Origin of the sequence: Paenibacillus sp. MMS20-IR301 (assembly GCF_032302195.1) — a bacterium.
GTDB lineage: Bacteria > Bacillota > Bacilli > Paenibacillales > Paenibacillaceae > Paenibacillus_AQ.
In genome coordinates this window covers 1,367,572-1,385,954 of sequence record NZ_CP135275.1, presented here as the reverse complement: position 1 = coordinate 1,385,954, position 18,383 = coordinate 1,367,572, and the positions used below count along the sequence as shown (strand labels likewise).

General features: G+C 52.1%; 17 protein-coding genes and 1 pseudogene. 1 reads left to right on the top strand and 17 read right to left on the bottom strand.

Annotated features, from left to right (window positions below; translation table 11 throughout):
- The 8 genes and pseudogenes from LOS79_RS06120 to dpsA all read right to left on the bottom strand — a co-directional run bounded on the left by LOS79_RS06120 (position 1) and on the right by dpsA (position 7,609).
- Complete coding sequence (locus LOS79_RS06120) at positions 1 to 216, bottom strand: YlzJ-like family protein (RefSeq protein WP_315417050.1); 216 nt, start codon at positions 214 to 216, stop codon at positions 1 to 3.
- On the bottom strand, positions 213 to 998 hold the full coding sequence (locus LOS79_RS06115) for a ClpP family protease (protein ID WP_315417049.1): 786 nt from the start codon (positions 996 to 998) through the stop codon (positions 213 to 215). Before LOS79_RS06115 ends, LOS79_RS06120 begins: the two co-directional genes overlap by 4 nt.
- Before the next feature lie 250 nt (positions 999 to 1,248).
- Complete coding sequence (locus LOS79_RS06110; protein ID WP_315417048.1) at positions 1,249 to 2,931, bottom strand: ribonuclease J; 1,683 nt, start codon at positions 2,929 to 2,931, stop codon at positions 1,249 to 1,251.
- A 582-nt stretch (positions 2,932 to 3,513) separates the two neighbouring features.
- Complete coding sequence (dapA, locus tag LOS79_RS06105; protein ID WP_315417045.1) at positions 3,514 to 4,389, bottom strand: 4-hydroxy-tetrahydrodipicolinate synthase; 876 nt, start codon at positions 4,387 to 4,389, stop codon at positions 3,514 to 3,516.
- A gap of 16 nt (positions 4,390 to 4,405) precedes the next feature.
- Complete coding sequence (dapG, locus tag LOS79_RS06100) at positions 4,406 to 5,626, bottom strand: aspartate kinase (protein WP_315417044.1); 1,221 nt, start codon at positions 5,624 to 5,626, stop codon at positions 4,406 to 4,408.
- A gap of 89 nt (positions 5,627 to 5,715) precedes the next feature.
- A pseudogene (locus tag LOS79_RS06095) lies at positions 5,716 to 6,014 on the bottom strand (dipicolinate synthase subunit DpsA); the annotation flags it as partial.
- 102 nt (positions 6,015 to 6,116) lie between these two features.
- Positions 6,117 to 6,713 carry a dipicolinate synthase subunit B gene (locus LOS79_RS06090; protein WP_315422022.1) on the bottom strand — a complete coding sequence of 199 codons (597 nt, stop codon included), beginning with the start codon at positions 6,711 to 6,713 and terminating at the stop codon, positions 6,117 to 6,119.
- Positions 6,713 to 7,609 (bottom strand): dipicolinate synthase subunit DpsA, encoded by an 897-nt coding sequence (gene dpsA / locus LOS79_RS06085; RefSeq protein WP_315417042.1) that lies wholly within the window; start codon positions 7,607 to 7,609, stop codon positions 6,713 to 6,715. The genes LOS79_RS06090 and dpsA overlap by 1 nt, the downstream gene beginning before the upstream one ends.
- Positions 7,610 to 7,775: 166 nt before the next feature.
- Between dpsA and LOS79_RS06080 the strand changes: the two genes are divergently transcribed.
- Positions 7,776 to 9,284 (top strand): S41 family peptidase, encoded by a 1,509-nt coding sequence (locus LOS79_RS06080; protein WP_315417041.1) that lies wholly within the window; start codon positions 7,776 to 7,778, stop codon positions 9,282 to 9,284.
- Positions 9,285 to 9,372: 88 nt separating this feature from the next.
- On the opposite strand, the gene dut is transcribed toward LOS79_RS06080, so the two are convergent.
- The 9 genes from dut to rbfA form a co-directional block, all read right to left on the bottom strand.
- Positions 9,373 to 9,819, bottom strand: coding sequence for a dUTP diphosphatase (gene dut / locus LOS79_RS06075; protein ID WP_315417039.1), 447 nt, complete (start codon positions 9,817 to 9,819; stop codon positions 9,373 to 9,375).
- Complete coding sequence (locus LOS79_RS06070; RefSeq protein ID WP_315417037.1) at positions 9,797 to 11,062, bottom strand: M16 family metallopeptidase; 1,266 nt, start codon at positions 11,060 to 11,062, stop codon at positions 9,797 to 9,799. Before LOS79_RS06070 ends, dut begins: the two co-directional genes overlap by 23 nt.
- Before the next feature lie 77 nt (positions 11,063 to 11,139).
- Positions 11,140 to 12,126 carry a polysaccharide deacetylase family protein gene (locus tag LOS79_RS06065; RefSeq protein ID WP_315417036.1) on the bottom strand — a complete coding sequence of 329 codons (987 nt, stop codon included), beginning with the start codon at positions 12,124 to 12,126 and terminating at the stop codon, positions 11,140 to 11,142.
- Between the two features lie 250 nt (positions 12,127 to 12,376).
- On the bottom strand, positions 12,377 to 14,473 hold the full coding sequence (pnp, locus tag LOS79_RS06060) for a polyribonucleotide nucleotidyltransferase (protein ID WP_315417035.1): 2,097 nt from the start codon (positions 14,471 to 14,473) through the stop codon (positions 12,377 to 12,379).
- A gap of 221 nt (positions 14,474 to 14,694) precedes the next feature.
- Positions 14,695 to 14,964, bottom strand: coding sequence for a 30S ribosomal protein S15 (gene rpsO / locus LOS79_RS06055; RefSeq protein WP_019910460.1), 270 nt, complete (start codon positions 14,962 to 14,964; stop codon positions 14,695 to 14,697).
- A gap of 150 nt (positions 14,965 to 15,114) precedes the next feature.
- Positions 15,115 to 16,062: a bifunctional riboflavin kinase/FAD synthetase gene (locus LOS79_RS06050; protein WP_315417026.1), complete on the bottom strand. Its 948-nt coding sequence runs from the start codon at positions 16,060 to 16,062 to the stop codon at positions 15,115 to 15,117.
- Between the two features lie 45 nt (positions 16,063 to 16,107).
- The gene (gene truB, locus LOS79_RS06045) at positions 16,108 to 17,028 is read right to left on the bottom strand and encodes a tRNA pseudouridine(55) synthase TruB (RefSeq protein ID WP_315417024.1); all 921 of its coding nucleotides are present in this window, start codon (positions 17,026 to 17,028) and stop codon (positions 16,108 to 16,110) included.
- Positions 17,025 to 18,002 (bottom strand): DHH family phosphoesterase, encoded by a 978-nt coding sequence (locus LOS79_RS06040; protein WP_315417023.1) that lies wholly within the window; start codon positions 18,000 to 18,002, stop codon positions 17,025 to 17,027. Before LOS79_RS06040 ends, truB begins: the two co-directional genes overlap by 4 nt.
- A 27-nt stretch (positions 18,003 to 18,029) precedes the next feature.
- A complete protein-coding gene (gene rbfA / locus LOS79_RS06035) occupies positions 18,030 to 18,377 on the bottom strand; it encodes a 30S ribosome-binding factor RbfA (protein WP_315417022.1) in 348 nt (115 codons plus the stop codon).
- Positions 18,378 to 18,383: the final 6 nt, after the last annotated feature.

The following is an 18,383-nucleotide window of genomic DNA, read 5'->3' as shown; positions in this document are numbered from 1 at the left end:
TTACCGGTCCAGCTGAATCATACTTCCCGGCGAATAAGCTGCATCCAGATATTTGTGCAGCGGACACTGCAGCAGCCGGACAATTCTTGCCTGGCCGCCTTCCAGCGGTTCGACCTGCATCAGCATGCCTTGAATACTGACCTCCTGCAGCGGCTGGGCATAGCTTAGCGCTCCTTCAAATACCTGCTCCATCGGCAAAACCGTATAGAATGTCACTGTGTAAGCCCTCCCTGCGGCAGGCCTGCCGGCAATACAGCCGTGTTACCCGCGATAATCCGGTTCAAATGGGCCAGTGCCGCCCCGATTCCGCCTACTTCATCCATAAGTCCAAACTTCACTGCATCCTGTCCCCCTACAGCTGTTCCGATATCCCGGTTCAGCTCTCCCGTTTTGAACATCAGGTCTTTAAACTGCGCCTCTGTTATACGGGAATGCGAGGTGACAAATTTAACCATCCGCTCCTGCATCCTTTCCATATATTCAAAAGTCTGCGGCACTCCAATGACCAGCCCGTTCATCCGGATCGGATGAATGGTCATCGTCGCACTTTCGGCAATAATGGAATAGGTGGAGGCTACAGCGATAGGTACTCCGATGCTGTGGCCGCCGCCGATTACAACGGTTACGGTTGGTTTGGACAGAGAAGCAATCATCTCGGCAATCGCCAGTCCCGCCTCAACATCACCGCCGACCGTATTGAGGATTATAAGCAGGCCTTTAATATTTTTATTCTGCTCGGCAGCCACCAGCTGGGGGATGATATGTTCATATTTCGTGGTTTTGTTATGCGGCGGCAAGACGAAATGGCCTTCAATCTGGCCGATAATGGTCATGCAGAAAATATCCGGCTCGCCGCTTGGCACCACCGTCTGGCCTAATTCCTTCAACACCCCTGCGGCACCGGGCGGCACAGGCTCATTACTCACCTCCGGCTTAATCCCGTCAGGCACAATCTCTTCGTTCTTCCCGCCGTCATTGCTGATCTGTGTAAAACCCATAGTCCGCAGCGCTCCTTTTCCGCTTGCAGCCCTTATCCGCTGCAGCCATACAATCATCTATAGTATGACATTCCCGGGGACTTCCTTATGCGCCTGCTTCATAAAACACACACAGAAGCGGAGGGTGCTTCACTTACGGGGACGCCAAAACAGGCAAAAACCCCTCCTTCCCTGGAAACCGTCCAATATTTCCGGGAAGAAGGGGCTGCTCGCCCTAGCTATTTATTTGAAGATTAAACTGCTTTCTGAATTATACTTCCATGATGATCGGCAGGATCATCGGTCTGCGGCGGGTCTGCTCATAGAGGAAACGGCCGAGCGAGTCTTTGACGCTGGTCTTCAGGGAAGCCCATTCGTTAACCTTTTCGCTCATCAGACGCTGCAGCGTACCGGAGACGATCCGGTTAGCCTCGTCCAGAAGTCCTTCGGATTCCCGCACATACACAAATCCGCGGGAAATGATATCCGGACCGGAAACAATGGCCCCGTTCTGCTTGCTAAGGGTAACTACTACAACCAGGATACCATCCTGGGACAGCAGCTTGCGGTCGCGGAGTACGATATTGCCGACATCACCGACACCAAGGCCGTCAATCAGTACATTGCCTGCAGTTACCTTACCGGCTCTGCGTGCAGCGCCGCCGGAGATTTCAATCACTTCACCAAGCTCAGTGATGAAGATATTGCTTGGATCTACGCCGACGTCCTCTGCCAGCAGTGCATGCTTGCGCTGCATCCGGAATTCGCCGTGAATCGGCATGAAATACTTCGGCTTCATCAGGTTAAGCATCAGCTTCAGCTCTTCCTGGCTGCCGTGACCGGAGACGTGAACGCCGGAGTTCGAGCCGCTGTAAATAACGTTGGCACCGAGACGGAACAGCTCATCAATCGTACGGCCTACATATTTCTCATTACCGGGAACCGGAGTAGCCGCAATTATTACAGTATCACCAGGCAGAATATCTACCTTGCGGTGGCTGGAGCGTGCCATACGCGTGAGCGCTGACATCGGCTCGCCCTGGCTGCCTGTGCACAGAACAACTACACGGTTGCCGGCCATTCTGTTCATTTCTTCCGGTTCAATCAGCATACCGTCAGGAATATGCAGATATCCAAGCTCGGAAGCAATGGATACCACATTGACCATGCTGCGTCCGATTACAGTGATCTTGCGGCCTGTCGATTCTGCGGCATTAACCACCTGCTGGATACGGTGCACATTGGAAGCAAAGGTTGCTACCACTACGCGCTGTTCAGCTTTGCGGAAAATATCTTCCAGAACGATGCCGACATTCTTCTCCGAAGGTGTGAAGCCCGGCTTCTCGGCATTGGTACTGTCCGACAGTAGTGCAAGCACGCCCTTCTGGCCGATCTCAGCCATCCGGTGCAGGTTGGCAAATTGGCCATTGACTGGAGTGTGGTCAAATTTGAAGTCACCGGTGTGTACAACATTGCCTTCCGGTGTTTCGATGCATACGCCGACCGAATCCGGAATACTGTGGTTCGTTCTGAAGAATGTAACTTTAAGGGAGGTCCCCAGTTCAATCTCCGAATCTTCATTGATCAGAATCCGTTTGGTTTCACCCAGCAGATTCGCTTCCTTAAGCTTATTCTCCACAAGCCCCAGGGTAAGTCTGGTTCCATATACAGGAACATTCAGGTTCTTGAGTACATAAGACAAGCCGCCAATGTGATCCTCGTGACCGTGTGTCAGCACAATTCCTCTTACTTTGTCACGGTTCTCTGTCAGGTATGAGATGTCAGGTATTACAATATCAATACCGAGCATATCCTCTTCCGGGAATTTCAGGCCGGCATCCACGACTACAATGTCGTTTCCGTACTGAATAACATACATGTTCTTCCCGATCTCGCCGACTCCGCCTAGAGCGAATATCGCCAGTTTATCGTTGTTGTTGTTTTTTTTGGACAAATGAATCTAACCCTCCTATGATGTTGGACGTCATACTTTTATTTGTTAACAATGAGCTTCAATTATTTCAGCGGCGCTGTAACATTCATAAATTGCTGTTAACTTCCCTTGATTCGACAAAGAAAACCCAGGTAGTCTGTATAATTGCGCAAAGTAAAACTCCCGAACCGGGCAGTGAATATCATCTTGAAGCAGACAACCGCCGTCAAAATTTCACCACCGCGCCCCTCGCGCGAAAAACCGGCACATTCAGCACAGACTTATTCAAGGACCTATCCTGTCTCACAATGCAAAATCACATTGCCGGAAGAATACCGCATATTCTTTTAACCGCACCCAGTCACTTAAGAACATTATACATGATTTTTTTGGCAAAAGACAAGTCACCATGCTGCTACTCCTATCCTTTCCTTAACAAACAGCCATTATTTGCGGAAAAGACAAGCAAAAAATGCTGTTATACCGCTCATTTTTTACACTCGCTTTATACACACAAAATTATTTCAGTCATAAAAAAACCGGCTGCTCCAGAAGAGTCGCCGGTTACCGGAAATGAAATATTCCATTAAATCCTAATAATAACTACTTTAGTAATTCCGAAATAAAGGCAGCCTCTTCCTCGGTCGGTGAAACCAGCGGCAGCCGGACTGAACCTACATCGATTCCGCGAAGGCCCAGTGCATACTTCACGGCCGAAGGATTCGGGAGCGGCTGCGGGCATTCAAACAACCCTTTGAAGACCGGAAACAGCTTCCGGTGCAGCTCGCCGGCGCGGCTGACATTGCCTGCCGTGTAGGACTCGATCATCTCCAGCATTTGCGCACCGACAATGTGGCTGGCTACACTGATAATTCCATGGCCGCCGACGGCAAGCGTAGCAAGGCCTGCAGAATCATCGCCGGTGTAGACATGGAAATCAGCGGGGCAAGCGGAAGCGATTAAGGTAATCTGATCGACGGAGGCACATTCTTTTGTAGCCACAATATTCGGAATCTCCGCCAGACGCAGTGTAGTTGCTGCACTCATGCTGATGCTAGTCCGGCTAGGCACATTGTACAGGATACAAGGCAAAGAGGTCTCCGCCGCAATTCCCGCGAAATGCCGGTACAGCCCTTCCTGATTCGGTTTATTATAATAAGGGACGACGAGCAGCACTCCGTCCACTCCGATTTGCTCTGCCTCCTGCGTCATCTCAATGGAATGCTTCGTGCTGTTGCTGCCGGTCCCGGCGATAATTTTACAGCGCCCGGCCGCCTGCTGCTTAACAAAAGAAAACAGCTGCAGCTTCTCCTTATCCCTTAAGGTAGGCGATTCACCTGTAGTACCGCAAACGACCAGCGCCGAAGATTTCTGCTCTTCAATCAGGTAATCGACCAGCTTTGCGGTGGCTTCCCAGTTGATCTCTCCATCCCCGTCAAACGGGGTTACCATAGCGGTTATCAGTCTTCCGAAATCCACTTTGAATTCCTCCTTGTCAGCGGTGCAATTCAAACCTCGCATGCAGGGCGCGAACCGACTGCACCATATCTTCCTTCTTGACCAGAACCCAGATTGTTGTGTTGGAATCTGCAGATTGCAGAATTTGGATATTCTGTGTGCTCAGTGCTTCAACGATCCGGGCCATAATACCCGGCACACCGTTAATGCCTCCGCCGATGACCGATACCTTGGCGCAGCCGGACAAGCTCTTCGGACGCAGTCCCAGCTCCTGCAGCACAGCAATAGCCTGCTCAGACTTATCATCGAATACAGTGTATACCGCTTCGCTAGGCGTTACGTTGATGAAATCAACGCTGATGCCGTTATCAGCCATGCTTTTGAAAATCTGCAGCTGCACGCCGGTTCCGTTACCCTCCGGACATTCCACCGAAATCTGGGTGATGTTGCTGACATAGGCTACACCTGTGACAAACCGGTCCACCACGCCATGCGAGACATCGCTGAAGCCTTCGGGATGGGTGACAAGCGTGCCTTCCGCCTCGGAGAATGTCGAGCGTACACGTACCGGAATCTGGGCTTGCATAGCGATTTCTACAGCCCGGGGATGAATCACCTTCGCCCCCTGATAAGCCATATTGCAGATCTCGGTATAACTTACATAAGTAAGCTGCTTGGCATCTTCGACAATCCGCGGATCAGCGGTCAGAATGCCGTCGACATCGGTATAAATATCGACCATATCCGCACGCAGCGCAGCCCCGAGCGCCGTAGCCGAGGTGTCGCTTCCCCCGCGGCCGAGGGTCGTGAAATCACCGGCTTCGGTCTGACCCTGGAACCCGGTTACTATTACTACTTTATGCTCACGCAGTTCACGTAGAATACGTTCTGTACGTACATCAAGAATTCTTGCATTGCCGTAATTGCTGTCAGTCAGGAATCCGGCCTGCGCCCCTGTCAGCACTGTCGAACGGATGCCTTCCTGCTCGAGAAGTCCGCAAAGATTGGCGGCCGAAATGATCTCCCCGCAGCACATCAGCAGATCGCGTTCCCGGTCCGGCAGCGAATTTCCGCTCTGCAGCGCCAGATCCAGCAGCGTGTCCGTAGCGTAAGGTTCACCCTTGCGGCCCATTGCCGAGACTACCACTACGAGGCTGAATCCGTTTGCGAGCTCGCGTTTGACATGACGGATCACGTGTTCTCTCGCCACAGGTGTGGAGAGCGAGGTTCCGCCGAATTTTTGCACCAAAATACCCATGTATAATTCCTCCAATAATTCTTTAAGCATCAAGTGTTACTGCGTATCAATCCGGGAATTCCCCTCTTTGGGCAAAATAGAAATAGACTGTGGATAGTGAAGTCGGTGTTCTGAATAGCCATTACCAAAGCGCCTTCAGCAGTCGGTATAGAATTATATATCGCCACATCATCCCTGTCCAGCAGTTCCACAAGCCTGAGAGAATGACCGGCGCCCAAGGAGCGCAAATAGCTTTTGGCCACACCAGTATACACTATACAGTCCGGCCGCAGCGATGTCATATGTTCCTCCAGCAGTGAAGCGGAGCAGAGGAATACAGCGTATTAATCTTTCCTTCCTCATCACATCCCGCTACCGGCAGCACCAGAACATCGGCTTTAGCGAGCACCAAACAATCGGCCTGCTTGTAAAGTAGTGAATAAAGTGTTGAACCGCCCTCAAAATGAGGACGGCAGAAGTGTTGACTATACGATTGCAGCAGACTGAAATGCTATGCTGAATGAAACCGTTCGATGATCATCGGCTGCAGCTGATTGCCCTGCAGGGCAGCGTAGCAGGCTTCAGGAATCAGTTCCATGCGTGCTACAAGTGAATTCGGCTTCGCAGCCGGATTATCCTGGCCGAACGGCACGAAATAAATATTCTTGGTCACCAGCAGCTTCGCGATATTCGCCGCATTCAGGCCCAGTCCATCGTTGGTCGAGATGGCCAGCACCAGCGGGCGTCCGTTGCGCATCTGCGATTTGGCTGCCATCAGTACAGGACTGTCAGTCATCGCATTGGCTAGTTTACTCGTGGTATTCCCCGTGCAGGGGGCTATCGTAAGTACATCCAGCAGCTTAGACGGCCCTAGCGGTTCCGCTTCAACAATTGTAGAAATGATATCATTCCCCGTTATATCTTTCAACTGTTTTAACCAATTTTCCGATGTGCCAAAGCGGGTGTCCGTGTTCAGCACCGATTGCGAAACGATCGGCACCACATTGGCCCCCCCATCCATAAAACGCTGAATCTGCGGCATCACCTCGGCGAAGGTGCAGTGAGAGCCGGTAATTGCATAACCTACTGTTTTTCCACGCCAATCCATCATTCGTCCCCCCTGACTAAAGTCTCGTCCGATATCGACTGTACCAGCGCATTTGCCATAATGATTCCGGCGCTCCTCGGGGCAACGATACCGGGAAGTCCCGGTGCCAGCATCGCCTTGATCCCGCGCTTCTCGGCATAGCGGAAATCACATCCGCCCGGTGCGGAAGCCAAATCAATGATCACGCAGTGCCGCAGAAGCCGTGATAGAACCTGTGCGTTGATAATCATACTTGGAATTGTATTAAAGATAAGATCCGCCTCCGGCACATGGTTCAGCAGATTATCCGTCATAAAGGGCTTCCAGCCCATTTCCGCCGCCCTGGCATAATGCTCCTGTTTCCTCACGCCTACCTTTACGGTTGCCCCCATTCCCTGCAGCGCCCTCGCCATGGTGAAGCCGGTTCTTCCCATACCCAGCACCATGCAGGTGGAGCCGTGTATCGTGAAGTCGGTATTTTGGATCGCCATCACCAGTGCTCCCTCCGCTGTCGGAATGGAGTTATAAATAGCCACATCATCCCGGTTAAGCAGCTCTACAAGCTTAAGGGAACGCTTTGCGCACAGGCTGCGCAGATAGCTTTTAGCCATACCGGTGTACACAATCGCCCGGGAAGGCAGGGCAGCGATATGCTCCTCCCGCAGCTGCAGCCGCTCGGAAGAGAACAATGCATTCACATAACCTTCATCATCGCAGCCAACAGTCGGCAGCACGAGCACATCCGCATGTTCAAGCAGCTCTGCCGACAGCAGTTCCAGGCTGACCCCAGGGCTTGGGACCTCCCATTTGTCGAACCCGGCAACACTTACCGCTGCATCCATTTCCACACATTTCCGAATCACTTCAAGTTGTCTCGCGTCCCCGCCCAGGAACACGATCCTGATGCCAGTAAGCATAGGGTTGACGCTCCTTTCCACATACACATTCGACTATAGAGCATCTTATGCCGGGCGGGGCAGATGGGTGAAACGCGGAGAAGAATTCGGTGCGGCTGAAAAAAATCACTGAGATTCCTCAGGTTTCAATCTACAATTAGCTAAAAAAAGTAAATGGAAGGTAATCATGGAGAAAAAACATTATCTATTCGCAGCCGCAATTCTATCCATAGCCGGAATCATCGCTGCAGCCGTCTCCACCGGAAACGCCGGATTGGGCTGGGGGCAAAGCGGGCGGCTCCTCGAGGGTTCCCCTGTTCCCTCAGCAGCTGCACATAATGGTGAAGCGGCAGCCAGCCCGCTTAATACAACCCTTTCCGGGCTGCCAGTCCCTGCCCCCGCTCCCGAAGTGGCAAAGCTGAGCCCGGCACAGATGAAAGAGGATCTGGACAGCCTCACGGATACGCTCGTGAAGGTGCATCCACGGTTAATTGACGGATGGACGGCTGAAGAACAGCAGGTTATTGAAGCGGCGTACGCAAAGGCCGATCAGCCCCGGACACCGGGCGAATTTTATTTCATAGCCGACTCAATAGCCACGCTGCTGCATGACGCGCATACCGTGCTGTATTCGCCAACTGTAAATAAATATCTGGATATTCCGTTATTCTGGAGCCGTGAAGGTCTGGTGGTGACTGACAAACGGGGCCAGCTGCTGCCTGGGGATCTGGTGACGGATATCGGGGGACGCAGCATTAGCGAACTGGAAGCAGAGCTAAGCTCAGTTATTTCTGCAGAGAATGACATTTGGGTTAAGGAACGGGGCCAGAGCCTGCTCCGGACAGAACAATTCCTTAACTACTTAGGGTTGATTTCAGATCAGCATACAGTGGAGATAACCGTTATGCGCGGCTCGCAGTCTCTGGCCCAGAGCTTTGAGTTAACGGATTCTTCCGGACAGGCTGAATATAATCCATTTCCCAAGTATAATACTGATTTTACCTTCGAGATGGATAAGAAACGGTCCTTAGGCATCTTCCAATTGAACAGCTGCGTGAATTCTGAGGATTACAAAGCTACCCTTCAGCGGTTTTTTAACGAAGTGCATACTCAGGGGATTACTAATGTTGCTGTCGATTTAAGGAATAACGGGGGCGGCGATTCAAGTGTTGTTAGTGAATTCCTGACCTATACCGATATTAAGGAATACCGCAGCTTCAAAAGCGAAATCCGCTATTCCCCCCAAGTCAAGCAGCAGCGGCCAGGCAGCCCGGACCATGGCGTTGCGGTTAATGAGGCGGAAATAATTACGAATGCTCTGCAGACAGAATATCCGTTCAGCGGTAATCTGTATGTGCTGACTTCGCCGCGTACCTTTAGCTCGGCGAACATGTTCGCTTTAATTGTGCAGGATAACAAGCTGGGACAACTTATCGGGCAAGCCACCGGGAATAAGCCCTCGTCTTATGGCGATTACCTGAGTTTCCGGCTTCCGGCTTCCGGAATCAGCTATATCGTCTCCCACAAAAAATTCACCCGCCCTGATCCCAGCCGTGATCCGGCCAGCGCGGTCATTCCAGATATTGAAGCTTATACAACAGCCCGGGATATTATAGACCGCCGGGATGCCCAGATGGAGAAGCTGTATGAGGTGATTGGACAGAATCAGCCCGCAGCCGCTTCCAAGCTGAATTAAGATCCGGCCATACACGCTAAAAAAGCTTGCAGAACGCACCATGTGGTGATTCCGCAAGCTTTTTAATTACCGTTCAGCGTTAATACAATTACTTACCGGTATGGCCGAAGCCACCGGCGCCGCGCTCGGTTTCCGAGAGCTGATCTACTTCCACCAGCGTCACAGAAGGCACCGCCTGGAACACCATCTGGGCAATCCGTTCATTGCGGGCGATAGCAAACGGCTCCTGTCCCAGATTGATCAGCAGCACCTTGACCTCACCGCGGTAATCCGCGTCAATTGTACCCGGCGTATTGAGGCAGGTAATGCCATGTTTCAGCGCCAGCCCGCTGCGCGGACGGATTTGCGCCTCCAGCCCGTCCGGCATAGCGAGGGATATTCCGGTCGGGATTAACGCCCGCTCGCCCGGAGCAAGCACTACAGCCTCTGCTACAGCAGCATACAGGTCATATCCTGAGGCCTGTTCAGACATTTTACGGGGCAGCAGCACATCTTCGTTACCCGGAAGTTTGTTAATTTGCACGTAATAAGACAAGATCATCTCTCCTAACTCTCTCTATCGCTTTATCACTTGAACCGACCATTGCCAGGGACAGCGGCTGCGAGAACATAAAGTCCAGCAGCGCATTCACGTCATCCATGGTAACAGCCGCTATTTTAGCTATCATCTCATCCAGCGTATCCTGTCTGCCGAGCATCAGCTCATTTTTACCCATCCGGTTCATCCGGCTGCTGGTGCTCTCCAGGCTTAAGATCAGGCTGCCCTTCAGCTGTTCCTTACCCTTGCGCAGCTCATCCTCGCTGAGGCCGTTCACGGCCAGATCATGCAGCATTTCTTTGATCAGCTCTGTAACTTCCTTGGTCTGCTTCGGTGCAGTCCCGGCATACACCGTGAACAGTCCGCTGTCCGCCTGTGCGCTGTGGTAAGAGAATACGGAATAGGCCAGTCCGCGCTTCTCGCGGATCTCCTGGAACAGCCGTGAACTCATGCCGCCGCCGAAGGCATTGTTGAGAAGTGCCATCGGATATTGATGCACACCGCCGCTCTGTACACCGGGCAGGGAGATACAGATATGGTTCTGCTCGGTTTTCTTTTTGTGGAAGACGAGTTCACCCTGATAATCCGGTTCAGTCAGCGCCGGGGATTCCCCGTGGTTAGCAAAGGACCCGAAATGCTGCTCGAGCAGGTCAATCAGCCCGTCATTGATATTCCCGGCTACACTGATTACTGTATTCTCTATTGTATACTGTTCCTTCATGTACGTCCGGAGGTCGTCCGGCGTCATTTCCAGCAGGCGCTCCTTCAGCCCGAGAATGGTATATGCCAGCGGGTGCTCCCCATATGCAGCAGCACACATCAGCTCATGGACCAGATCATCCGGAGTATCCTCGCACATGGCGATCTCCTCAAGAATCACATTTTTCTCCTTGGCCAGCTCCTCCGCATCCATCCGTGAACGGAAAAACATATCCGCCAGCACATCCACCGCAATCGGCAGGTGCTCATCCAGGACTTTGGCATAGTAGCATGTATATTCCTTGGAGGTAAAGGCATTGACGTTGCCGCCAATTGCATCAAACTGCTCCGCGATATCTTTCGCGCTGTAGCGGTCAGTTCCCTTGAAGAGCATATGCTCGATAAAATGTGAAATCCCGTTATTCAGCGGATTCTCATTGCGCGAGCCCGTCTTGACCCAGATTCCGAAGGATACGGACCTTCCGGTCGGGATTTTCTCCGTGACCACCCGCAGGCCGTTCGATAATAATATTTTGTCCAATGTAAAATCCTCCTGGCACAGCCCTGTTCTCTCTGTATTTATTATTCGCGCCTCTTATCCTATCAGATAAAAGCCGTTCACTCAACTTCCGGCGGCAATACCCGCTTTGCTGACAGCGTCTGGCTGACGGTTCCCAGCTGCAGTCCCTTCGCCCTGATCCCGCGGATCATTCCCCTCAGCGCTTTGGAGGAGGAGGCTGTCGGATGCATCAGCACCAGGGTGCCCGGTTCAGCTTTGCTGCTGATTTTATGGATGACCGATTCCGGTGACGGACCCTGCCAATCCACTGTATCCAGCGTCCAGAGCACCGTCTTCAGACCCAGTGAGGCTGCTATTTCTACGGTCTGCTGGTTAAAATCGCCTGACGGCGGGGCAAACCACTTATTGGTTACGCCCAGGCTCTCCTTCAGCAGCTTCTGCGTCTTCTCGATCTCTACGGTAGCGCGCGCCCGGCTAAGCTGGCTCATATTGGGATGTGAATAGGCATGATTCTCTACCTCATGTCCGCGCTTCAGCATCTCTGCGGCCAGCTCCTTATTCTTACTCAGCCAGCTGCCATCAAGGAAAAAGGTTACCTTCACCTGCTCCGCATCCAGAATATCCAGCATCGGAATGATATAATCATTGCCCCAGGCGACGTTAATCATCAGGGAAACCATCGGCTTCGCCGGATTCCCCCGGTAAATCGGCTGCGCCCCCAGGTCATCCAGTGATACCTTGGGCACGCTCTGGCGGTAAACAAGCTTGAGACTGTCTGACGGCCCCCGCAGCAGGGCATTCCGGTACGATGCCTCCACATCTACTTCAAGCCCGTTATAGCCCGGTATGGCCTTCCATACCCGGTCAAGGGCCGCATCAACCGGCGGGGCATTCAGCTCAGCCGCCTGCTTGACTATCCGTGCACGCAGTTCCTCACTTTTATCGGCACCGCCCGTACCAAGCACAGCCTCCGCAGCCTGCGGCTTCAGCCCGGCGAACATCTCTTTAACCGGGCCATCCGTGCTGCCGATCCCGATTATAACAGCAATACACGCCAGCACAAGCGCGGCTTTATCCGTCTTCATGACGTCTTTCCTCCCTGGCAGAAACGGTCTGATCCGTCCCGCACAAGGAAGTAGCCGTGCAAGGACGCTTTGTCCCAGCCTATGTATGAAAAGAGTCATTTATGACCAAGCAGGAACAGCGTTGCCATCACTATCGTGCGAAACTTATAAATTCTCATCTTTCCAAAAAAAAGAGCCAGAACGGTAATGCTTCTGTCTCTTTTTCATTTATTCAGTTAGGCAGCTTAACCTTAATGTAAAAGCAGGCTGTTTAAGCCTTCGCTTCCGCAGTCAGTACAGCTTTGCGCGACAGATTGACACGGCCCTGCTGGTCAATTTCGGTTACCTTCACGGTAATAACATCACCGATCGCAACCACATCTTCCACTTTGGCTACGCGTTCTGTAGACAGCTGGGAAATATGCACAAGACCGTCTTTACCAGGGATCAGTTCAACGAATGCGCCGAACTTCTCGATGCGTCTTACAGTACCTGCATAAATTTCACCGACCTGAACTTCTTTCACGATGCCTTCGATAATACCGCGGGCCTTCTGGATCATCGCTTCGTCGGAAGAGCCGATGAAGACACGTCCATCCTGTTCGATGTCGATTTTCACGCCGGTTTCTTCAATGATCTTGTTGATGATCTTACCACCAGCACCGATAACATCGCGGATTTTGTCCGGGTTGATGTTGATGATGATGATTTTTGGCGCATATTGGGACAGGCTTGGTCTTGGTGCGGAGATGGCTTCATTCATCTTACCCAGGATGAACATACGTCCTTCTCTCGCTTGCTCCAGAGCATCCTGCAGAATTTTGCGGTCGATACCGTCGATTTTGATATCCATCTGAATCGCAGTAACACCTTCTGCTGTACCTGCTACCTTAAAGTCCATATCGCCGAGGTGATCTTCCATGCCTTGAATATCGGTCAGGATAGAGACATGCTCCCCGTCTTTGATCAGACCCATAGCAACACCTGCTACTGGTGCCTTAATCGGCACCCCGGCATCCATCATCGCCAGGATACTGGCGCAAATGCTCGCCTGGGAAGTTGAACCGTTGGATTCAATCGCTTCTGATACCAGACGGATGGTGTACGGGAATTCAGTTTCACTTGGAATGACCTTGGACAATGCGCGCTCACCCAGTGCGCCATGGCCGATTTCGCGGCGTCCCGGTGCTCTCAGCGGACGGGCTTCCCCTACGCTGAACGGAGGGAAATTGTAATGATGCATGAAACGCTTGGTTTCAGCCGGATCAATGCCGTCCAGAATCTGCACATCACCCAGTGCGCCAAGTGTACATACGCTCAGGATCTGTGTTTGACCGCGTGTGAACAGACCGGAACCGTGCGTACGCGGCAGCAGGGCTGTATCGCATTCAATCGGACGGATCTCGTCCAGCTTGCGTCCATCCGGGCGTACTTTATCATGCGTGATCAGACGTCTTACTTCGTCCTTCACGATATCATGCAGCACTTCTTTTACATCCTTCAGAAGTTCTGGTGTCTCTATGTATTTCTCTACGAAATACTCCACCGTTTCACTGTTGATAACGTCGATGGCATCCTGACGGGCATGCTTCTCGGCAATTCTTACCGCTTCAACCAGGCGGCTCTGCGCATAAGCACGAACCTCTGTATTCACATCAGCGTTAACCGCATGCAGCTTCACTGCCATCTTTTCCTTACCGGCAACAGCCACGAGCTGCTCAATCACAGCAACAATCTTGCGGACTTCATCATGACCGAACATAATCGCTTCAAGCATCACATCTTCGGATACTTCATTCGCTTCAGCTTCAACCATCATGATAGCATCCTTCGTACCCGCTACTACCACGTAGATCTCACTGACTGCCTGCTGGGCTACAGTCGGATTGATGATGAATTCACCGTCGATACGGCCTACTGCCACACCGCCGATAGGGCCGTTGAAAGGCACATCGGAAATACTCAGTGCAGCGGAAGTACCGATCATTGCCGCAATATCAGGTGCGCAGTCCTGCTCCACGCTCATAACCAGATTCAGCACCTGAACGTCATTGCGGAACCCTTCCGGGAACAATGGACGGATCGGGCGGTCGGTCAGACGGCTGGACAGAATGGCTTTTTCACTCGGACGGCCTTCACGCTTGATGAATCCGCCGGGGATTTTACCTACTGCATATAATCTTTCTTCATAGTTCACTGTAAGCGGGAAGAAATCCAGATCTTTAGGCTCACTGGAAGCTGTAACCGTACACAATACTGAAGTATCTCCGTAACGAACCATAACGGCTGCGTTCGCTTGTTTGGCCAGACGGCCTGTTTCCAGCACAAGGCGTCTTCCGCCTAGCAGCATTTCTACACGTTGTTCCATAAAACCCCTCCTTGAAAAATAGTATTCTTCTATATGTTCTACAAGCAAAAACGGCTTGTCCTCCGGAGAGGGGTTCTAGCCGTTTTTGCGGAAAATATCTACTTGTTGTTACTGTAAAGTTTACCCTAAATTTTCAAAAAGCAACCCGGCTGTCCCGCTGTCGCTCGTAAGAAGGACATACGGTATACAACCAGGCTGCTTTAGGGTTACTCTTATGGAAATTAACGACGCAATCCCAGTTTTTCGATCAGGGCGCTGTAACGTCTGATGTCTTTGTTCTTCAAATACGCCAGCAGTTTACGACGTTGTCCAACCATCTTCAGCAGTCCGCGGCGGGAATGATGATCCTTCTTGTGCGTACGCAAGTGGTCAGTCAAATTAACGATGTTCTCCGTAAGGATAGCAACTTGCACCTCAGGGGATCCTGTGTCGGATTCGTGAGTTTTGTGCTCGTCGATCAATTGGTGTTTACGTTCTTGAGTCAATGCCATCCTGTTCACCTCCTTCATTATAATCGCCAGTAGCCTCGTAACCGTCGGTGAGAACAAGTAACCAAGCTAAGGTTCTGATGCTGTCATTCCAGCAACGTTAATCAGTATAGCATCTTCAAAGGTAAATGTAAACGGGCCCTCTCCAAAAGATCAGGATGGATAGCCAAGCAGCACTTTGGCTGTCTCGGCATCGGCACCAATCTGGGCAATTAATGCCCCTATGGATTCGAACTTGCGCTCGGAACGGATGAAGGCTGCCAGTTCTACCTTAAGCTCCTGCCCATAAATATCCCCGGCAAAATCAAACAGGTGCACCTCGAAGCTCGGAGCTGTGACGCCTTCGTGGAACGTTGGTTTTACGCCGACATTCATGACCCCGTATAACATTTGTTCATTATGAGTTACCTTGACGGCGTATACGCCTTTGGCAGGAATGACGTAGCGGTCTTCAAGCTGCAGATTGGCGGTGGGGAAACCGATGGTCCGGCCCCGCTTCTCTCCATGGCCTACGGTTCCGCGCAGGTGATAACAGCGGCCAAACCAGGCGTTGGCCTTCTCCAGTTCCCCGTTCAGCAGGCTCTTGCGGATTCCTGAGCTGCTGACCTTCTCGCCTTCCAGCAGAAACGGAGCGACTGCCTCCACATTCATATTGCCCTGCCCCAGCTCTCTGAGCCTGTCCGCATCCCCTTCACCCTTGTAGCCGAAGCGGAAGTCGAAGCCGACCACGGCGGTTACCATCTGGAGCGGCAGCAGCATCACCGAAACAAAGTCTTCCGGGCTGACCCGGGAGAGCTCTTCATTGAATTCAATTGTATATAAAAGTTCAACACCCATCCCGGCAAGCAGTTCCTGCTTGTCTCGCTTCGGTGTCAAATAGCCCTCATAATCACCTTTACCCATAACATCCTTCGGATGGGGATGAAAGGTCATGACAGCCGCCGGCACTCCGGCCTGCCGGGCCAGAGCTACAGCCTTGGTAATGACGCTGGCATGTCCACGGTGCAGTCCATCGAACTGTCCCAGGGCGACAACTTGAGGCTGTGCCAATTGTGCCGCAGTCTCCGGCGACATAGGATAGCTTAAGGTTACGGTTCTCACGCTGCTTCTCACCTACAATTCAAATATAGAAATCCAAATCCAAGTTTACGACTGCGCCTGTGCGAACACCTTAACAGGAGCGATTGCACCGGAAGACTCCAGGGCATAAATGCCCAGGAACTCCCCTCGCTGATCATACAGCCGGAAATCTCCGCTTCGCTTCACTTCTGGTGCCACAAACCGGCTGGACAGGCGTTGTCCCTGCAGCGCTGACTTCTTCTTCTCATCCACAACGACATGCTTCGGCAGATGCGCAATCGCTTCATCAGTAGCAATCAGGTGCGCTTCAAGCGTACCGGCCTGGCTGTGCTCAGCAATCTGTTCCAGGGTTAGGCAATGGCTGGCCGATATTCCGGCTGACATCGTCCGTTCCAGCTGGACCATGACAGCCGGAACTCCCAGCGCACGGCCGATATCCACGCACAAAGTACGGATATAAGTACCTTTGGAGCACAGGGCACGGAACTTAATATCGGGGTAATTCCCGCTGTGGACCATGCCAAGCATTTCAATCTCATATATTTCTACTTCACGGCTCTTGCGTTCTACAGTCTTGCCTTCTCTGGCCAGCTCATACAGGCGCTTGCCATCGACCTTAACTGCCGAGTACATTGGAGGAACCTGTGAAATTACGCCTTTGAATGAGTCCAGCACAGCGAGCACTTCTGCTTCAGTGACATGGACCTCTTCTACTGACTCCGTAATTGTCCCGGTTAAATCTTCTGTATCGCTGGCAAGACCAAGCCGGAGCGTCGCGACATATTCCTTAGGCAGCTCCTGGATGTATTCAACCACCCGCGTAGCCCGTCCCAGACACAGCGGCAGCACTCCGGTCACTTGCGGATCAAGTGTGCCGGTATGTCCAATCCGCTTCATGCCAAGAATCCGGCGTGCCTTCGCTACAACATCATGTGAAGTGAACCCGGCCGGCTTATATACGGCCAGAACACCTGTCAGCTCACTCATAAATGACGCTTAACCTCCTCAAGCACCTGCGCAACCGCTTCTTCGAGAGTGCCGTTAATCCTGGCCCCCGCAGCACGGGTATGTCCGCCGCCGCCGAATACCTGCGCCAGCGCAGCTACATCGACTTTACCTGCTGAACGCAGGCTGGCCTTGACTGCCTGCTCATCGATTACCTTGAACAGAATGCCTACTTCTACCCCGCGGATGTTACGCGGATAATTGACAATCCCTTCAAGATCTTCGTTCGCCGCTCCACACTCCAGCATATCCTGGGGGGTAACATGTACCCAGGCAATATCTCCTTCAGGACTCATCTGCAGTGTAGTAAGTGCACGGTTTAAAACTTTAACCTGGGCAAGGGTCATTTCTTCAAGCAGCGTTTCAGCCAGCTCCGGTCCGTTAACGCCTAGTGCAAGCAGCTCAGAGACTGCTGCCATTACTTTAGCTGAGGTATTGTTATAGCGGAACCCGCCTGTATCCGTAAGCAAACCGGTGTAGATCGCTGTAGCAATATCAATATCCCACTGCACCCCGAAGGTCTTCAGCAGGTCAAACAGGATTTCTGCAGTTGCTGCCGCATCCGGCTTGATCAGCTGCACAGCACCGTAACCGTTGTTGGTTGGATGATGGTCAATATTCAAGATCAGCGCATCACTGGCAAAATGCTGCTGTGTGCGCCCCACCCGCTGAAAATCAGCACAGTCGACACAGATGACATGACTGTACTGGCGGGTCAGTGCCTCGGCGGTCAGATTAATGATCTCACCCGACTGCCATAAATATTCCATACGGCTAGGTATTGGCCCTTCATTCACCATAGTGTATTTCTTGCCCAGACATGAGAGAAGCCAGCCCACCGCGAGGGTGGAGCTGACTGCATCTCCGTCCGGCTGAACATGCGACACTACAAGATAATCGTCGTGTTCCAGCAGAAACTTACGGGTCTGCTGGAGACTTTGTTCATAGCTCTGCATTCGCCGTCTCCTTTATGTCCCGTAGCACTATTCGTTTTTGCCGATTTCGCCGAGCAGCTTCTCGATATGACTTCCGTAAGCTACGGATTCATCAATCTTGAAGATCAGCTCAGGCGTATGGCGCAGGCGGATTGCTTTGCCAAGCTCTGAGCGGAGAAAGCCGTTCGCTTTCTCAATCGCCTTGAGCGAGCCTGCCTGCTGCTCTCCGTCCCCGAATACGCTCAGGTATACCTTGGCCTGCGACAAATCGTTCGTCACATCTACGCCAGTAACTGTTACAAACCCTACACGCGGGTCCTTAAGACCACTCTGGATAAGCTGGCTCAGCTCTTTCTTGATCTGTTCGCCAACCCGTCCGGCTCTGATTTTAGACATTTAATT